This is a genomic window from Butyricimonas faecalis (genome assembly GCF_003991565.1).
In the GTDB taxonomy this organism is placed as follows: domain Bacteria; phylum Bacteroidota; class Bacteroidia; order Bacteroidales; family Marinifilaceae; genus Butyricimonas; species Butyricimonas faecalis.
On the sequence record NZ_CP032819.1, the window covers coordinates 1,597,952 to 1,615,973 of the forward strand.

Here is an 18,022-nt window from a genome sequence, read left to right on the forward strand (position 1 = left end):
ACAGTGGAGGGTTGATTACCAAACTTATTTGGCAGCTTTCAACATCTCAATCATCAGGTTCATTTCTTCTGCCAAAGCCGAGGGGCTTCCCATGTATCCGTTAATGCTCCAACGTAATTTTCCATTCCCGTCGATAATCAGTTTGTGAGGAATACCGGAAAATTTAAACGCCTTCGCGTAAGTATCATAAACGGCCGATCTCTTTTTCGTTTTCGGGTTCACGTTATCGCAAAGCACGTGCAGCGTGTAGTTGTGTTCCTTCATGAATTTCCGAATCTGTTCTTTAAAATCAGCAGCCGTTTCCATCGTGGAAATAAAGAAAAACGCCACGTTCGGGTCGTCCTTGTATTTGTTTACTGACATTTGCATGCCCGGTAAAGAGGCCTTACAAGGAGCACACCAGGTTGCCCAGAAATCCAACACGATTATCTTTCCCTTCATTTTTGAAAGGTCAACCTTTTTACCGTTCAGGTCTTCCATGGCAAAAAGTTCAATATCTTTGTTGATCATCGTTTCCTGCAAATGTTTTTGCAATTCCTGTTGCTTTTCTTGTGACTTTAAAGAAGCGAGGTAAGTCTCGAAGTCTTTATCGTTCTTGTGTTGTTTCACGTAATCCTTGCGCAGGTTTTCTAACATTTCGGGAGTAAAGGCATCTTCCCGTATACTTGCGATGATGGTGGGAATTACCATCGACTGATAGCCATTTTTCTCCAATAGACGAACGTATTGATCGTTGTATTCTGCCGATTTGAAGTTGTATTTCTCTTTGATTTCCTCCATCAACTCCAAGGCTTCGGCAGATGTACCGGTTGCATCCAAGACGAACGCGTGTTTCAAGATCATATCTTTGCATCTGGTAAGTAAATAGTCTTTCCACTCTCTTTTGGAATACACCCGCTCGGAACCGGCTTGAGGACGGGTCATCAGCTCGTTGTAAATGGCTTTGGCAGGAGGAAATACCTGCTCCGGCGTTCTCTGGTTGGTTCTCAGCGGCACTTGTACCATATGCCAGTAGAATGTCTGTAAATAAAGATGAGGTACATCATGAATGTATTTGTACAACAGGCTAAAATCGTTTCTCTTGATAACAGCCTGGTAAATGACGGCCTGAAAGATTTTACCCAGGTACATGGACGAAGTTTCAGTTTCTATTTCTTGAAACTTTTCCGTCGGGAACCGCTTTAAGAATGCCTCCAGTTCCGGGGCTTTTACATCGGCATCCATGATTCGGAAGATTCGCCAGATCTCTTGGTCCCTGGCCAGAATTCCATCGGGGTAATCTTTTAAGATCCGGGCTTCTATGGCTACCGCTTTCGTGCTGTCTTTCACGATGTCCTTGGCAACTTCCAATGCTTTCAGTAATGTCTCCTCATCTGCATCCGGTAGATTCAGTATGAAATCCACGTCGCTTAACATTTGTTCGTGTTTCTCTCCCGGTATCATTTGGTTCAACAGTTTTGCCGCATAGTAAAACACGTATTTCCGAGCCCCAGGATCTTTCATAAGTTGTTGGTTCAGCCAAAAACGCATGATATCATCACCGATATACGCCTCTTCTTCACAATAGCCCGGTAGGGATTCCAACGTTTTGTTCCGCAACATTCCCCAAGCCATGTAAGCAGTCGGTAGATTCTGTCCACGTTTGTCAAAGGTCATGGTCGTGTACGTGCCACGTCCACCGGAATCCTTTTTGTCGCCCGCGTAAAATTTGCATGATAGCAATGCACAATTTTCAGGCACTCGACAAGTAGCCTCCCATGCCGTATCATTTTTCACCAACTTCAAGTCTTCTGCTCGCCAACGCAAGTTTTCCCAGTAGTAAATTGTTCCGTAAATGGTTTCCTCGCCAGCCAGTGAGGTCAACGAATTATCATACGTGAATTTCACATCCTGCCCGACAACAGGTACCAATGGAATGATGTGAAAAGGTTTACGATCCTGTGCCTTAGCTACACAGGTAAATAAGAGAAGTATGACGATACTTCCTAACAACGTGATTTTTTTCATACAATACAATTTAATAGTTTATGAAGAGTCGGTAAGAAGAGGGTGTCTAACAAGTCTTATTTCTATCAACAAGCTACCCCCTCCAACTCCCCCTTACACAGGGGGAGAGTTGATTACCAAGCGGTTTCCCCTCCTGTGCAAGGAGGGGTTAGGGGAGGTAGTCATTAAAAGAGTGACTTGTTAGACACTCCCATCTACGAACTCTTATTTTATTTGTCCGATCTCCGGATTTTCTTCAAGGTAAAGTTCTCCCATTGGGAAGGTATAACGTACGGCACCGGGTTCCAACGTGTAAGTTGTTCCCTTGAATACCCGAGTTACCGTTTGTGTCGGGAAGTCGGGATCATTGGTCAAACGACGTTGATCCATCCACCGTAAACCATGGCACATCAATTCTCTACGACGTTCCTGCAATACATGGCCTAGAGCTTCTTTAGCTGTCGCGGCTGTCAATGAATAGTCCTCGCCCGTAGCGTAACGATACTCTCTCAATTTATTCACAAGGTTCATGGCTTCCGCCGTGTTTCCCTCGCGGGCCCAAGCCTCTGCCTCAATCAGCATCATTTCGGGTACACACGGGCCCATGTTACGGGATTCATATTTCGGGTAAGTATTGGAGTACAAATGATTTTTGAAGTATATCCGTCCGGAATAGGTCACTCCTAATTCTGACATGGGTCTTGTCAGATACGAGTAACGTAAATCATGCTCTTGATCAAATAAATTCAACAAATCATCACTTAATACTAAATCTACCGCACTATACGAAGCCAAAGCAAAGGTGGTTCTTGGCATTTTGGCCAATATAACCTCTTTATCTTGCAAATTTTCCGGATAAGATGCAGCATCACCAGCATACAAATTCAAATCTTCCAAATCACCTTTTAATTTCAATGCTTCCTCGGCATTTGTCTTTGCTTCTGAATAATTCCCCATCAACAGATAAGCCCTTGCTTTCAAGGCGTATACCGCGCATTTACTCGGATAAAAATTGTATTCCGGAACATCCGGCAAATATTCAAACGCGTCATTCAAGTCTTGAATAATCTGCTCATATACTCTTTCCACGGAGGCACGAGGTAAAGATCCCTCAACGCGAGGAGTCGTTAATAAAGGTACGCCTTGGTCGGTTGTCGCGGTTGCCGCGTTATATGGTTTCCCGTAAACATTTACTAAAGCCAGATAGGCATCGGCACGGTGTACGAGTGCTTCAGCACGAATTGCCATTTTTTCGGCATTCGTTCCATTTTTACTGCCCATCACCTCGTCGATAACTACATTACAGTTATAAATGACTTGATAGACAGCGTTCATCTCCTGGTCGTTTTCTGACTGGCTATATATTTCATCGGCCCAAGTGTATATCGGAATGAATTTATGCGTTTCATAAATAGCATTTTGCTGGGTCTCATCAGACATATTAATATCATCCGAAGCAACATCTTGATAGGAAAGCGTGTACTTAAAGTTTTCAGTATTATTCATCAAGTAACGATAGTTCACCGTTTCCTCCGGGATCAGTTTTCCTTTTGTTTTAATATCCACCCAATCCGAACAAGCGGAAAGTGAACAGGAAAACCCCATAACCAAACTTAATATTATATTTTTATTCATATCGACTAATCTTTAAAAATTAAGGTTTAACGAGAAATTGTAGGACGGTGTAGGCGACATCGTGAGACTACGACTGTTGGGAATAAAGTCAGGGTCGATCCCCGCGTTATTCTTTTTCCAGATTAACCCTAGATTATTTGCACTAAAACCAATAGATCCGCTATTAATCAATAGTTTATTCAACCACTTAGCCGGTATGTTATAAGTTAAAGAAACCTCTCTTAATCTAATATGGTCCCCTTTCTGGATATGTATGTCAGCCCCGCGATAACGCACGAAACTATTGGCATCCGTCCCGATGCGCGGAACATTGGTGGTTGCTTCATCCCCCGCTTCACGCCAACGATTTGCCATATCTTCATTTATTTCATAATACGTGTTTCTTCCCCCGGCCTGTTGGGAAATAGTCGGCTTTTGGAATATATACCCCAACTTATAGGTTATACCCACGTAAAGGGATAAGCCTTTGTAGGAGAAAGTATTAAAGAATCCACCAAAATATTTTGGAGTTAAAGTTCCCACGTAAACAAGATCATCGTTTGTTACGCTCTCCGTTGATTTAACAATGTTTCCATCCGCATTGTATATCTGGGAATCTCCATTCTCGTCCAAACCTGCCCAACGATAAGCCTAGAAGTTATTCATATTGTATCCTTCCAACATACGACCACTACCACCACCACTGGAATAAAAATAGGGAGACATCTCGTAAGGTGAGGATATGACCTCGTTGGTGTTATACGAATAAGTTAATTTTGCATCATATCTAAAATCTCCTTTTTGAACAATCACTCCATTCAATGCTAAATCGATACCCTTACCGTTCACTTTTGCCGCATTCCGAGAAAGGGTGTAAGAAGAAGAGGCGTTGGCTCCAAATATCGGGTTGATTGTATAATCGGCAAATAAATCCCGAGAATATTTACGGTATAGCTCGATTGAACCAGACAATCTGCGATTCAATACCGCGAAGTCTAATCCAAAATTCAAAACCCCTGTCTTTTCCCAGCGCACGGATGGGTTTGCAGCAAAATTTATACTTGAAGAAGGTAATTGCGTGAAGGCGTCGTTACTCGTCGATAAGGATATTTGCGTGAAAGGGTATTGATTTTGATCGATATTTCCATTATAACCATAAGTGGCCCGGAATGTTAACTGATTTAACCACCCTACATTGTCTTGAATAAAATCTTCTCTACCGATATGCCATGACAATCCCGTTGACCACATCGGCGTGGCTCGATATTTCCGGTCAACCCCAAAATTGTTGTAATCATCGTATCTCACGCTACCGGTCAATACATATTTGCTCATCAAGGTATATGATACATTTCCATAATACGATAAGAAACGACGCTGGTAATCCGTTTCCGGACTTCCCGTGTTTAAGTATGAGGTCCATCCCCATATGTTGGTATAAGGATTCTGTATCTGTGAAGCCGCTAGCAGTGTTTGATCATTATAACCATAATACCAAGCACTATTTTGCCAAGTTCTCGTTTCACGCAACTCAATTCCCGCCAAAGCAGATATTTGATGAATCTCATCAAACGTGTTGTCGTAATTTAATTGTCCGCGCAAACTATAATTTCTGGCGTCTGAATTAATCAGATTCAACAAGCCTCCATCCGGAAGTCCGTGAGTCAATGTTCCTGTATTTGCATCATACCGTGTAGCATAATTATATCTGTCGCGAGAAGCATACGTATCCCCATTCTCCAAAATTCTCGTCTTAGAATTAGTCCTCTCGTACATCAACGAACCGTCCAAAGCCAAACCTTTTACCCCGGGAATAGGTATATTCAATCCCATCGTTAAAGAAACGGCTTGCTCTTTCCGGGTATTATCCATGTTATCCAACTCATCAAGATAATTATAACGCCAATTTTTATATCCCTGCCCTTCTTTTTCATTCACAAATTCCTCATTGTAACGATAATAATCAACCCGGTTACCGTTATCATCCACAAGTTGGTTATAAGGCATTAAAGGTAATATTCCCAGAGAAGGCTGCATGGCGGAAAGTCCAAGACCATTATTTTTAATATTGATCAAGGAAGCCCGCACCCCTGTTCTCAATGTAGCCCAATTCAGTAATTTAAAATTCAAATTAGAGGTCAACGTGAAACGATCTCCCTGTTCTCCTTTCGTGCTAGATTGCTCATTAGCGTAAGAAGCCGACAGAAAATAAGACGTCTGATCCGACGCACCACTAAATGACAGGTTATATTGTTGAGAAAAAGCGGGTTGCAACAGATATTTTTTCACATCCCGATAAGCCTTGCGACTTGCTAATTCATCGAGTAATGCATCGGCATCTGCTTGGCTGATCTGCCCTTCTTTAGCATCCAATAATATTTTGGCAGCATCAGAAATTGCATATCCCGCACTATATGGAGAATTTACAGGACGAGTAATATATCCTTTATCTACCATTTCCCGTTCGTAATCAATCATTTCAGCAGAATTCATTACAGGCAATGAATTAAAACGAGGAGCGGCAGAAGTCATAATATTCATTCCAAAACTCACGGCAGTTCCCGGTTTACCTGATTTTTTCCCTTTTTTCGTCTCTATCACAATCACGCCGTTGGCAGCCCGGGCTCCCCAAATTGAAGCAGCAGCCGCATCCTTCAAAAAGGTGATTGATTCTACATCGTTAGGATTTAAATTCTTCATTTCCAAATCCGTCGGGAATCCGTCAACAACGAGTAACGGACGAGCCATTGCATCCGTAAAACTACTCTTACCACGGATATTCATGGAAATATTATTTTGTTCCTCCAGTTGTCCATCAGTACGGTTAGAACCATACAAAAAAGTCATATCTGAATTCTTGATATCCACGTAAACTCCCGGGACAACTCCTTCCAAACGATTTAACACATTCGGGCTAGGACGTTTTTCCAATTCCTTCGCGGTAACCACGCCAAACGATCCCGTGGCACGCTCTTTAGGCAAATGGGTATACCCCGTTGAAACAACAACAACCTCATCCAATGCTTCCGTGGCTTCCTTCATTTTGATATTTAAAGGGGTGTCATTATGAATTGCCACGGTTTGCATTTCGAAACCGACCATCGAGAAAAGCAAGGAATCACCCCGCGAACAAATCGCCGTGAACTTCCCTTCCACGTCTGACACGAATCCAAGTGTTGTTCCCTTAATAATGACATTCACACCCGGAAGAGGTTGTCCTTGTTGATCCGTGATCTTACCTGTCACCGTAAGTTTGTTCCCTTGCTGTTGGTTTGTTGGTTTCACGGGACTAACAACCACCGTGTTGTCCATGATCAAGAAGGTAAGTCCTGAATTCTTCAAACAATACTCCAAAACGGTTTTTACATCCGTATTCGTGAAATCAGGATTCAATCCTGTAATATTACCCACTTTTGCATCATTATACAAAAAGGTAAGATCCGTTTGCTTTTGAATTTCTTTAGCAATCTGGATAAATGAACTATTCTTCATTTTCACAGTGACATTCTGAGCCACTGCCGTGAATGACGAAAACAATAATAAAACGATCGTCATTCTCCTCATTAATCGGTTCTTTATTAGCCATAAATCTCCTAGAAGAGACTTATTTCGGTTCTTCTTCATAATGTAATTAATTTAGTTAGTTTTACACACTTACCTCTCCCCTCGTGGCCATCGAGGGGTTCACTCTGTAGTTATATATACATCATTTCCATGTAATTCAAATCGCACATCTCCCGTCATCTGCAACATGTTCATCACTTGGGAGAAATCACCATATCGTTTCAAATTTCCCGATAAAGAAATTCGCTTCGCCCCCTCATCCCGGAATATCACACGAATATCGTACCAGCGTTCCAATGTTCTCATTATATTCTCCAACGGTTCCTGCTCAAACACGAAGCGCCCGTCCTTCCAACTTGTAAAAGTCTTTACCTCAACCTCCTTCTTTACCATTTCTCCCGATAACGCCTTCACCTCTGCTTGCTCTCCCGGTTTCAACAGCATTGAACTACCGGGACTGTAAATCCGCACGGATCCTTCTGCAAGAGTGGTTTGCGATTGTTTTTCTTCCGGATAGGCCCGGATATTGAAAGACGTTCCCAACACCGTTACCGATGAACTCATGAACTGCACGGTAAAAGGTTTCTTCGCGTCTTTTGCCACTTCAAAATAGGCCTCGCCTTGTATGAAAACCCGTCGTTCCTTTGTCCCGAAAACCACCGGATACTGGATAGAAGTTTCCGAGTTCAACCATACTCTTGTTCCATCTGAAAGCGTCAAGCAAAACTCTCCACCACGAGGAATATCCAATTTATTGTAAACTACCGCTTCACTTTCTCCCCCATCGGCATATGTTATCCCTGATCCCGAAGCACTAATTTGTGTTCCATCCGTGATAATCGTACTATCTGTGGTTTCCTTGCCCAAAGGAATCATTTGCCCGTTCGCCAGTGTCAACACGGCTTTACTCGTTCCCGGAAGGATATTTGAAGCCAAGGAAGGACGCAACGTTTGTTCTTCCTCTCGATTCAACCCGACATATAGAACAACGGCCATCACAAATGGCAAAGCAACGGCAGCTACCCGAGCCATGCTTATCAAGAATCTTCTTTTACGACGTCGCTGGTACTTCTTTTGCAAGAAACGTCCGTAGGCCACCCGGTAATCATACGTTTCCAACTTCTCCATCCCAACCGTGTAAAAGTCCTCCGAAATCATTCGTTGAAAGGCATGTTCATTCTCCTCAGAAACTTTTCGCCAATCAGACAATAGCTTTTCCTCTGATTCTGAAAGTTTTCCTTTCAAACTCTTTTGAATAATTCGCGCTATTTCAAATGCTTCTTTCATCTTGATTTCTTTTACGACCTAAAAACAATCAAGTATAAAAAAAGTGTCACTTGAATGACACTTTCTTGTAAATTTAACAATTCGACAGGAACAAAAGGATAGCCGTTATATCTCCTAACCGGTTCTTCAACAATTGTTTTCCCCGCTTTTTGTGTGACTTTACCGAATCTATGGAGAGATTCAATTTCTCCGCGATCTCTGCATTATCGAAACCTTCCATCACCAACTGAAATACTTGTCCCGTCTGTTGCGGCAAATCCAGTATTGCTTCCGACAACAAGGTAAGCAATTCTTGCTCCACGATCTGGTTGAAAAAGAATGTCGTTGTTTCCCGTTCCTTTAAGGAAGACACATATTCCTGCTCGATTCGGGCATGTTTTAAATAATTCAGACATTGATTCTTGGTCGCCAGATACAAGTAGGATTTCAAGGCCACCACAACATCAAAAGTCGGTTTATCCGTATATAGTTTAAAAAATATCTCTTGCACAATATCTTCCGCCACGTCCGGATCATCCACGAAATTGGTTGCAAACGCACAAAGTGAGGCGTAATACTTTTCAAACAGGACTTTAAAGGCCCGGTCATCCCCCATCTTCAATCCTTGTAACCATTTTACCTCTTTCTGCTCCGACATATTACTATTGCGTGTAACCAATCATTTAGAATCATGCAAATATATAAAAAAATCAAAATAACACTACTCCTTCACAGAATCATGACGATATACCCGCATCACTCCCGGTATACGTTTCAACCGGGAAATCAATTGTGACAAATGTTCCGTATCACTAACCAATACGGTGATTTGTCCATCAAATAACCCCTCACTCGAGTTAATGGATAATCCTCGTAACGTGATCTTCGGGTCCTTGGCAATCACTTCGGTAATCTTGGTTACCATTCCCGCATCTTCACGTCCCACGATACTCAACACCGTCTGGTAAGAAGTCGTACCGGCGTTAGTCCAAGCAGCCTGCACGATCCGGTATGGATAGCGACGTTGCAAATCAAGAGCATTCTTACATTGGGTCCTATGAATCTTAATCCCTTCACCAATAGAAACGAATCCTAAAATATCATCCCCGAATACCGGATTGCAGCAACGAGCAAACTTGTACACCACGTTATCCACGTTCCGATCGATCAACAACACGTCTTCGCTAATCGGGCGGGACGGGGTAACCTGCACCTCCTCCTTCGCGGTGGCAATCGTACGCTCCTCCTCTTTCGGGCGAGTAATAAACTCCTTGATCTCCGCCATATCCAACTTCTCTTCGGCAATCGCCTGGTAAAGATCGATAGCAAACTTGTATTTATAATGCTGCTGCAAACGATGAATCACTTCATCCGTCAACTCTAACTTCCAATTCTTAAATCGACGAGTCAACATTTCCTTACCCAACGTGGCCTGAGCCCTCGAATCTTCGGTAAGAAACTGACGGATCTTGTTACGGGCCTTTGAAGTCGTGGCAATATTCAACCAATCGGCATTCGGTTGTTGATTGTTCGAGGTCAGGATAGATACTTGATCCCCGTTCTTCAACACGTAGCGCAATGTCTCGTTACGTTGATTTACCTTTCCGCCCACGCAACGGGATCCCACGGCCGTGTGGATAGCGTAAGCAAAATCAAGTAATGTCGCTCCTGCCGGTAACGTTTTCAAATCTCCTGCCGGGGTAAACACGTGTACCTCCTTATCTTGCAGATTAATTTTAATATCGTCCAGCATATCCATCGCCCCGACTTCCGAACTCTCCAGTATCTCCCGTAACTCTGTCAGCCACTCTTCGATGGCCTTGTCGGCCGTTCCCCCTTTATATTTCCAGTGAGCCGCAAATCCCTTTTCTGCAATTTCATCCATCCGTTCCGTTCGAATCTGTACTTCCACCCACCGGTTATTAGGACCGAGTACCGTCGTCTGCAATGATTCGTAACCGTTGGATTTAGGCACTGAAATCCAGTCCCGTAATCGCTGAGGATTAGGCGTGTACTTGTCGGCAACGATTGAATAAGCCCTCCAACAATCAGCCTTTTCCTCCGGTCCCTTACTATCCAATATAAAACGAACCGCAAATATGTCATAGATTTCCTCGAACTCCACCTGCTTTTTCCGCATCTTGTTCAAGATCGAAGCAATTGTCTTGGTACGCCACTTCACCTTGAATTTAATTCCCCGGTTATTGAATTCTTCCACGATGGGGGCGATAAACTCATTGATATATTTTTCCCGGGCTTCTCGTGTTCCCTCCAGCTTTAAAGAAATCTCCTTGTACACCTCCGGCTCCCCGTAACGCAAAGCGAGGTCCTCCATCTCCGATTTGATGTTATACAAACCTAAACGATGGGCAAAAGGGATATAAATATAACTGGTCTCACGAGCTAATTCCCGTTGTTGTTCCGGAAGTAAACTCTCGGCATGTCGCAAGTCATACAATTTTTCCGCCAGAAAAATCAACTGCACCCGTACATCCTCGGCAAAACTCAGCAGTAATTTCCTGAAGTTCTCGGAATCCACCACCCGGTGAGTGGCGTAAATATGGCTTATATCTCGCAAACCGGCTAATATTTGAGCCACTTTTCCTCCAAATACCGTTTTTACCTGTTCTATTTTCAAGGCGCCGGACGCTATTGCCCGGTGTAACATCAAACAAATAATAGAAGTTCTCCCTAACCCGATTTCGGACGTGATAATTAATCCGGTATCCAGTAAACGATGAATATCTTCTTCAGTAACTACTTGAGCATTTGCCTCGCTACTCATTGCCGTATCGAAAGCTTTGCGCACGAGACGAATATCTTCTGCTGAAATCAGATTCTTACATGACTTTAATAAAGATCTATATTTTTGTTGTATCGTAGCGAGTGTCGTTGTTTCTGTCATAACAGGTTAATTTAGTTAAATTCTATTCCTATTAATCATATCAAAAAAAATGCCGTACTTCCCCGATCTGCATTCTATTCAAGATATAATAATAACTTATACGATTTTATTGTGAGATGTTAACTCCTGCATGCAAGAAGGTATATTCACATTCGTAATCCAATGGATAAGGAATTAACTTCCAAGACAAGCACCCATCCATTTCGCCACGGAGACGTATCCGGGACGTTCACGAACGTCTTTGTAACGTCTTTGATTCGTCTTTGATACGTCTTTAATCCCTAAGAACATCGAATATGCCACGGAAGACAAACGTGTATTATCTGGGAAAAGTTTACTTATATTTCGTTGTAAAGTGGTATATGAGTTCCTTATTTTATTATCGGTTTCACGATAATCTCAAAGTTCCGGTTATAATTAAGCAAGTATAATCCCCGATTTTCCAAACCATCCAATCCACTCGCGGGATGAAACCGGAATCGGGTAAATGCCCCGCTTATATCCTTTTCCCGTAACGCATTCAGCGTGTTTCCCCGTTCTGCATCTACCAAAGGAATAAAACACATCACCATATCAAATGCCCGATTTGCCACATTACTCGGTTCCGAATAAAAATAATTCCGATGTTTCGCGGAAAACTTCTTAGCCACGTCACCTTGATAATCCACGTAACTATTCGTCATCATTTTCACATTTAACTTAAAGAGCACTTCCTCGTCAATAGAAGTAAACTTCAACCAATCGGGGAAACCGATTACCGTGATCCGGAACTGATCAGCCAATGCAGACAGTACAGGCAACGTCCGGCTAGCCGCAGCCTCGTTTATCGTTGGAAATAAAATAATATTTTCTACACCCGGCTTCATGATCTTGCGTAATGAATCCAAATGCATTTGAGGGCGCCATTGACAATTTGTCATATCACTCATCCCGTTCTCCTGTAAACGATTCTGTACCAGATTTGTCAAACGACTCTCATCCCCGGCGCGGGCTCCTCCGTCCGGAATGATATTTATCAGATGAGCCTGTGCTCCATTCGCGACAATCCAGTCCGCCATCTCTTCCACTAGAGAAGCCGTAGAGGTATTCAATTGTACGAAATTCGGGAAACGAAGCGAATCGCCTCCCCGCGAAGAAAGCGGGAATATCATCGGAATCGTCCGGTTTCCTAATTGTTCGGCAACTGCCTTATAGGTGTTCGGGTACACGGGACCGATAATTAGATCCGGAGATAACAAATTCAATTCCCCTACCAAACTTTGCACTGTATTGGGATCACGTTCCGTGTCATAGACATGCAATTCGATCGTGTATCCCAGCCGTTTCAAACTATCCACGGCCATCAGCACTCCCTGATAAAATTGTAGGAAAGGTTCTGTACGAGAAGATAAACGCCATCGTTCGTTCCGTATATTTACCCCCAGCGTGTCCACCGGGATTTCCTCCTCGGACAAGGGCAACTTGTTTTCTTTCACGTACAAAGGTAACATAAGAGCAACCTTCACGTGGCGTTGCTCGTGAGCAATATCGGGAACAATAAACAGGGTATCGCCCACCGCCTGCTGCTCCATTCCTTCCAATGAATCCCGGGCTGGCGGGAATGTATTCGGATAACTTTCCTCGTACTTTTCCATCTCTTCACTCCGAACTTGTTGTATTTCTTTCGCCTGACGTTTTTCCCAACGTAATTCAGCTTCCAACACGTTTCGGTCTATCTGCTTCAATGCTAATTTCACGACAGAACCTTCTGCAATGGGTCGACTTACGTCGTACTCCGGATTATCTTTCAGAATCCGTTTCATTTTGATATTAAACTTCCGGGAAAGAGAATATAATGTCTCTTTCGGTTTCATCCGGTGATAATAAAATTTATCATCAATGGATTTAAACGGTTCCACCACAGGAATCCTCAACACCTCCCCGATCGAAAGGGCATTCTCTTTTTTATCATTTAATACTTTCACTTCATCCACAGAGACGCCATAAGCCTTACATATGGAAAAAAGCGTCTCCTTGGCTTTCACCGTATGAAGATAATAGGACTTTCCTTGATACACGATTTTCTCTGTCGATTTCTCTATCTTGATTTCTTGTGCTCCGACATTCGCCGTCAATCCCAGCAACAAGCATACTAAAACGAATCTTACCATCTTTATCACTTCTTATTTTCAAAGCAAAAATAGTAAAATAGTAGTGATAATTGAAAAATCTCTGTTATTTTTGCAAAGTTAAGGTATTTCGATACCGGTAATGCCCGTGTTCAGCAGTGATGAGCACGAAAGTTTATAAACTTACAAACATTATACACTCTATGGGTTTCTTAAAAAAAGGACATATCATCGTGTTATTGATCAACATAGCCATAGCCTGCATCGTGTTGTTCCTGATCGGGTATATCGTGCTGAAGCGATTGGATAAATACACGAATCATGGTTACTATATCACAGTTCCGGAACTCCGGGGATTCACTCCCGACGAGGCGGAATCTTTCGCCAAGGACAAGAATTTGCAAATCCTTGTCATCGATTCGATCTATGACAACCATGCCAAACCGGGAACCATCGTGGAACAATTCCCGTCACCGAATGCCCACGTGAAGAACAACCGGGCCATTCAACTGACCATCAATGCCAATGCTCCGGAAAAAATCATCTTCCCAAACCTTCGTAACGTGGCCTTCCGCCAATCCTTACAACGATTGAAGAACTTGGGTATCAACGTCGGGAGGATCGAATATGCTCCTTCCAATTTCAAAAACCTGGTACTTGATTTTAAATACAAGGGAAATATCATCGAACCCAACAGTTTGATACAAAAGGGAGAAACGGTGGATATCGTACTCGGAAATGGAAATACGTCCAACGACCAGGTAGCTATCCCATTATTAGTGGGAAAAACTCTGGCAGAAGCAAAAGCATTGCTATTACGAGCATTCTTGAATGTAGGAGAAATCTTACCCGACAACACGGTTAAAAGCGGGGCAGACCAATCCACGGCAATTGTATACCAACAAATGCCTGAATTTGAAGAGAACATGACCATGAAGATGGGGGGAGATATCACGCTTTACCTCACAAAAGATAAAGAAAAAATAATGGCATTGGACTCCCTGTCCATTGAGGAGCAACAACCATGATAGAAGAAGAAGTAGAAGATTTGGAAGAACTGGGCGAGGACGAACCGGAACAAGAACAGGAAATGTATGAACATTTCCGTCTGGAAGTTGATCCCGGCCAGAATTTATTACGTATCGACCGATTCTTGGTCGATCGGTTACCCAACGTATCCCGCACTAAAATTCAAGAAGCCGCGGAAGCTCAATGCGTGCTAGTCAATAATAAACCGGTAAAATCCAATTACCGCGTGAAACCCAAAGACATTGTCACCTTAATGCTTCCCCACCCGAAACGGGAAATACGAGTCATTCCGGAAGATATTCCACTAAACATCGTGTACGAAGACGACTATCTGCTGGTCATTAACAAAGAACCGGGCATGGTGGTACATCCTTCCTACGGGCATTACACGGGGACGCTTGTAAACGCTTTGGCATGGCACTTGAAAGGAAATCCGTTATTCAAAGAAAACGACCCCCGTCCCGGACTGGTCCACCGAATAGACAAGGATACTTCCGGACTGCTGGTTATTGCCAAAACGGAAGAAGCAAAAACCAAGCTGGCTTCCCAATTTTTTCATAAAACATCCAGCCGGAAATACGTGGCCGTGTGCTGGGGAAACTTGGAAAATGACAACGGGACAATTATCGGTAATATCGGGAGGAGCATCTCCAACCGGAAAATCATGGGTGTATTCCCGGAAGGAAGCGACTACGGTAAACACGCCGTGACCCACTACCACGTGTTGGAACGCCTGGGGTACGTGAATGTCGTGGAATGCGTGTTGGAGACCGGACGAACCCATCAAATTCGGGCTCATTTCAAATCAATCAGACATCCGCTATTCAATGATCCTGAATACGGCGGCAATGAAATACTGAAAGGCACCACCTTCACAAAGTATAAACAATTCGTGCAGAATTGTTTTGCTCTCTGTCCCCGTCAAGCTTTACATGCCAAGACCCTCGGTTTTGAACATCCGGGAACGGGAGAATGGATGGACTTCAATTCCGAAATACCACAAGACATGCAACAGCTCATTGAAAAATGGCGAGGCTACGTGGCAAACCGGGAATTGGAAGACATGGAATAACCTAGATAAACACGTATTTCAAAATACACAATATCGAGAGTATACATATCGTAAGATTCAACTCTCGATATTTACCTGCTAACAATTTAAGCAACACGTAAGTCAATACTCCCAACACAATCCCCTCGGCAATCGAATAAGTCAAAGGCATCATAATAATCGTCACGAAAGCAGGAAAAGCCTCGGTTATATCATCAAAATGTATTTTCTTCACCGCGTCAAACATAAAACTCCCCACGATCACCAATACCCCGGCCGTAGCAATACCCGGAACCAACAAAAAGAACGGAGCAAAGAACAGAGCGACAATGAACAACCCGCTAACTACAGCGGCTGTCAAACCGGAACGTCCACCCTCGGCAATACCGGCAGTACTTTCAGCGTAAGTCGTGGTAGTTGATGTCCCGAGTAAAGCCCCGACAGTCGTTCCCACTGCATCCGCCATCATCGCAGGATTCAACTTGGGAATACTCCCATCCGGTTTCACCATCCCCACTTTATTTGCCGTACCAACCAATGTTCCCAAAGTATCAAAAATATCCATGAACACGAGCGAGAAAATCGCAATCAACATATTCGGGGACAACAAAGAATGAAAATCCAATTTGAAAAAGACCGGTTCCAGAGAATGAGGCATCGATACTAAAGAAAAGCCTTCCGGTATCCGGGTTATCCCCAAAGGAATACTTAACAACGTGACCGCCACAATCGCGTAAAAAAGAGCCCCTTTCACTCTCCGGGCAACCAACACTCCGCCGATAATAATTCCACCCACGGCCAACAACGTTGATGGAGTAAACTCGCCCAAAGAAACAAATGTGACAGGATCAGCCACGATCAACCCCGCCTTTTGTAATCCTAAAAAGGCAATAAACAAACCAATTCCCACGGACATGGCGTGTCTCAAGGTTTCGGGAATAGCATTCACGATCAATTCTCGTATATTAAACGCGGTCAACAGGATAAACACTACCCCCTCGACAAAAACAGCCGCCAAGGCACTCTCCCAAGAATATCCCATACCCTGCACCAACGTGAAAGCAAAAAAAGCGTTCAATCCCATACCCGGAGCCAAAGCGAAAGGTAATTTTGCCAAAATAGCCATCAGCAGCGTGGCAATAGATGCCGCCAAAGCCGTGGCCGTGAACACAGCCCCCCGATCCATCGATGCCGCCGAAAGAATATCCGGATTCACAGCAAGAATATACGACATCGTTAAAAAAGTAGTGATCCCAGCCATGACCTCGGTCTTCACCTTCATCACACTGGGATCAAATCCAAAAAGTTTTTTTAATATCATCTCAATTCAAGATAAAACAAAGTCTTCATTACACGTTAAAGCGGAAGTTCATCATATCCCCGTCCTGCACCACATACTCCTTTCCTTCCACAGACATTTTCCCGGCTTCCTTACATTTCGCCTCAGACCCCAAAGCAATAAAATCTTCGTATTTGATCACTTCTGCACGGATAAAACCTTTCTCGAAATCCGTGTGGATAATCCCCGCGGTCTGTGGGGCTTTCATCCCGTTCTTGAAAGTCCATGCTCTCACTTCCTTCGGTCCTGCCGTGAAATAAGTACGCAAATTCAATAACTTGTAAGCCGTACGAATCAATTTATTCACCCCGGCTTCCTCCAGTCCCAGATCCTGCAAGAACAACTGTTTCTCCTCGTACGTATCCAGTTCTGCAATATCCGCCTCGATGGCAGCACCGATCACCAACACTTCTGCCCCCTCGTCCTTCACGGCTTCCCGAACGGCATCCACGTATTTGTTTCCCGTCACGACGGAAGCCTCGTCCACGTTACAAACATACAAAATCGGTTTATTCGTCAGCAACATCAACTCCTTCGCTGCCTCCTGCTGCAAATCGTTCAATTGCACGGAACGAGCAGATTTCCCCTGCACCAACGCATCCTTATATAAGTGCAACACCTCGACCAAACGTTTCGCCTTTGCATCTCCTCCGGTCTGGGCTTTCTTTTCCTCTTTTGCCAAACGGTTTTCCACCGTTTCCAAGTCTTTTAACTGCAACTCGGTATCAATCGTCTCCTTGTCACGAATCGGATCAACATTACCATCCACGTGCACGATATTATTATCGTCAAAACAACGCAACACGTGAATAATTGCATCCGTTTCCCGGATATTGGATAAAAATTTATTTCCCAACCCTTCACCTTTGCTGGCGCCTTTCACTAATCCGGCAATATCCACAATCTCCACCACGGCTGGTACCACGTTTTGAGGTTGTACCAGCTCGACCAATTTATTCAGTCGTTCATCCGGCACGGTAATCACCCCCACGTTCGGCTCTATCGTACAAAAAGGGAAATTTGCCGATTGTGCCTTCGCATTGCTCAAACAATTAAATAATGTCGATTTTCCCACGTTTGGTAAACCAACTATTCCACATTGTAAACCCATTCTATTTTGTCATTTTAATTATTACCTAACCCGCCAGCACACCACTCCC

Annotated in this window: 12 protein-coding genes; 2 read left to right on the top strand and 10 right to left on the bottom strand. The window is 43.6% G+C overall.

What is annotated here, in order from left to right; translation table 11 throughout:
• Nucleotides 1–24: 24 nt before the first annotated feature.
• The 8 genes from D8S85_RS07235 to D8S85_RS07270 all read right to left on the bottom strand — a co-directional run bounded on the left by D8S85_RS07235 (nucleotide 25) and on the right by D8S85_RS07270 (nucleotide 13,485).
• Nucleotides 25–2,007, bottom strand: coding sequence for a TlpA family protein disulfide reductase (locus D8S85_RS07235; protein WP_106480129.1), 1,983 nt, complete (start codon nucleotides 2,005–2,007; stop codon nucleotides 25–27).
• 204 nt (nucleotides 2,008–2,211) lie between these two features.
• Nucleotides 2,212–3,621 (bottom strand): RagB/SusD family nutrient uptake outer membrane protein, encoded by a 1,410-nt coding sequence (locus tag D8S85_RS07240; protein ID WP_106480130.1) that lies wholly within the window; start codon nucleotides 3,619–3,621, stop codon nucleotides 2,212–2,214.
• 12 nt (nucleotides 3,622–3,633) lie between these two features.
• Nucleotides 3,634–4,233 (bottom strand): hypothetical protein, encoded by a 600-nt coding sequence (locus tag D8S85_RS07245; RefSeq protein ID WP_127074920.1) that lies wholly within the window; start codon nucleotides 4,231–4,233, stop codon nucleotides 3,634–3,636.
• A gap of 18 nt (nucleotides 4,234–4,251) precedes the next feature.
• Nucleotides 4,252–7,224, bottom strand: a complete 2,973-nt coding sequence (locus D8S85_RS07250; RefSeq protein ID WP_127074921.1) for a SusC/RagA family TonB-linked outer membrane protein — start codon at nucleotides 7,222–7,224, stop codon at nucleotides 4,252–4,254.
• Between the two features lie 60 nt (nucleotides 7,225–7,284).
• Nucleotides 7,285–8,451: a FecR family protein gene (locus D8S85_RS07255; protein WP_106480134.1), complete on the bottom strand. Its 1,167-nt coding sequence runs from the start codon at nucleotides 8,449–8,451 to the stop codon at nucleotides 7,285–7,287.
• A gap of 73 nt (nucleotides 8,452–8,524) precedes the next feature.
• On the bottom strand, nucleotides 8,525–9,088 hold the full coding sequence (locus D8S85_RS07260) for an RNA polymerase sigma factor (RefSeq protein WP_106480135.1): 564 nt from the start codon (nucleotides 9,086–9,088) through the stop codon (nucleotides 8,525–8,527).
• A gap of 63 nt (nucleotides 9,089–9,151) precedes the next feature.
• Nucleotides 9,152–11,335 (bottom strand): RelA/SpoT family protein, encoded by a 2,184-nt coding sequence (locus D8S85_RS07265; RefSeq protein WP_127074922.1) that lies wholly within the window; start codon nucleotides 11,333–11,335, stop codon nucleotides 9,152–9,154.
• 371 nt (nucleotides 11,336–11,706) lie between these two features.
• Nucleotides 11,707–13,485, bottom strand: coding sequence for an amino acid ABC transporter substrate-binding protein (locus tag D8S85_RS07270; RefSeq protein ID WP_106480137.1), 1,779 nt, complete (start codon nucleotides 13,483–13,485; stop codon nucleotides 11,707–11,709).
• A gap of 161 nt (nucleotides 13,486–13,646) precedes the next feature.
• On the opposite strand from D8S85_RS07270, the gene D8S85_RS07275 reads away from it, so the two are divergent.
• Together D8S85_RS07275 and D8S85_RS07280 are read left to right on the top strand one after the other, a co-directional pair.
• A complete protein-coding gene (locus tag D8S85_RS07275) occupies nucleotides 13,647–14,471 on the top strand; it encodes a PASTA domain-containing protein (RefSeq protein ID WP_158641521.1) in 825 nt (274 codons plus the stop codon).
• Complete coding sequence (locus tag D8S85_RS07280) at nucleotides 14,468–15,544, top strand: RluA family pseudouridine synthase (protein ID WP_106480139.1); 1,077 nt, start codon at nucleotides 14,468–14,470, stop codon at nucleotides 15,542–15,544. Before D8S85_RS07275 ends, D8S85_RS07280 begins: the two co-directional genes overlap by 4 nt.
• Before the next feature lies 1 nt (nucleotide 15,545).
• Here D8S85_RS07280 and D8S85_RS07285 read toward each other — a convergent pair whose 3' ends face one another.
• Nucleotides 15,546–16,844, bottom strand: a complete 1,299-nt coding sequence (locus D8S85_RS07285; RefSeq protein WP_127074923.1) for an NCS2 family permease — start codon at nucleotides 16,842–16,844, stop codon at nucleotides 15,546–15,548.
• Nucleotides 16,845–16,872: 28 nt separating this feature from the next.
• The gene (gene ychF, locus D8S85_RS07290) at nucleotides 16,873–17,973 is read right to left on the bottom strand and encodes a redox-regulated ATPase YchF (RefSeq protein ID WP_106480141.1); all 1,101 of its coding nucleotides are present in this window, start codon (nucleotides 17,971–17,973) and stop codon (nucleotides 16,873–16,875) included.
• Nucleotides 17,974–18,022 lie beyond the last annotated feature (49 nt).

Excerpts from the sequence above, each read along its gene's own strand:
- D8S85_RS07235 (WP_106480129.1), bottom strand. The coding sequence starts at position 2,007 with ATGAAAAAAATCACGTTGTTAGGAAGTATCGTCATACTTCTCTTATTT.
- D8S85_RS07240 (WP_106480130.1), bottom strand. The coding sequence starts at position 3,621 with ATGAATAAAAATATAATATTAAGTTTGGTTATGGGGTTTTCCTGTTCA.
- D8S85_RS07250 (WP_127074921.1), bottom strand. The coding sequence starts at position 7,224 with ATGAAGAAGAACCGAAATAAGTCTCTTCTAGGAGATTTATGGCTAATA.
- D8S85_RS07255 (WP_106480134.1), bottom strand. The coding sequence starts at position 8,451 with ATGAAAGAAGCATTTGAAATAGCGCGAATTATTCAAAAGAGTTTGAAA.
- D8S85_RS07260 (WP_106480135.1), bottom strand. The coding sequence starts at position 9,088 with ATGTCGGAGCAGAAAGAGGTAAAATGGTTACAAGGATTGAAGATGGGG.
- D8S85_RS07265 (WP_127074922.1), bottom strand. The coding sequence starts at position 11,335 with ATGACAGAAACAACGACACTCGCTACGATACAACAAAAATATAGATCT.
- D8S85_RS07270 (WP_106480137.1), bottom strand. The coding sequence starts at position 13,485 with ATGGTAAGATTCGTTTTAGTATGCTTGTTGCTGGGATTGACGGCGAAT.
- D8S85_RS07275 (WP_158641521.1), top strand. The coding sequence starts at position 13,647 with ATGGGTTTCTTAAAAAAAGGACATATCATCGTGTTATTGATCAACATA.
- D8S85_RS07280 (WP_106480139.1), top strand. The coding sequence starts at position 14,468 with ATGATAGAAGAAGAAGTAGAAGATTTGGAAGAACTGGGCGAGGACGAA.
- D8S85_RS07285 (WP_127074923.1), bottom strand. The coding sequence starts at position 16,844 with ATGATATTAAAAAAACTTTTTGGATTTGATCCCAGTGTGATGAAGGTG.
- ychF (WP_106480141.1), bottom strand. The coding sequence starts at position 17,973 with ATGGGTTTACAATGTGGAATAGTTGGTTTACCAAACGTGGGAAAATCG.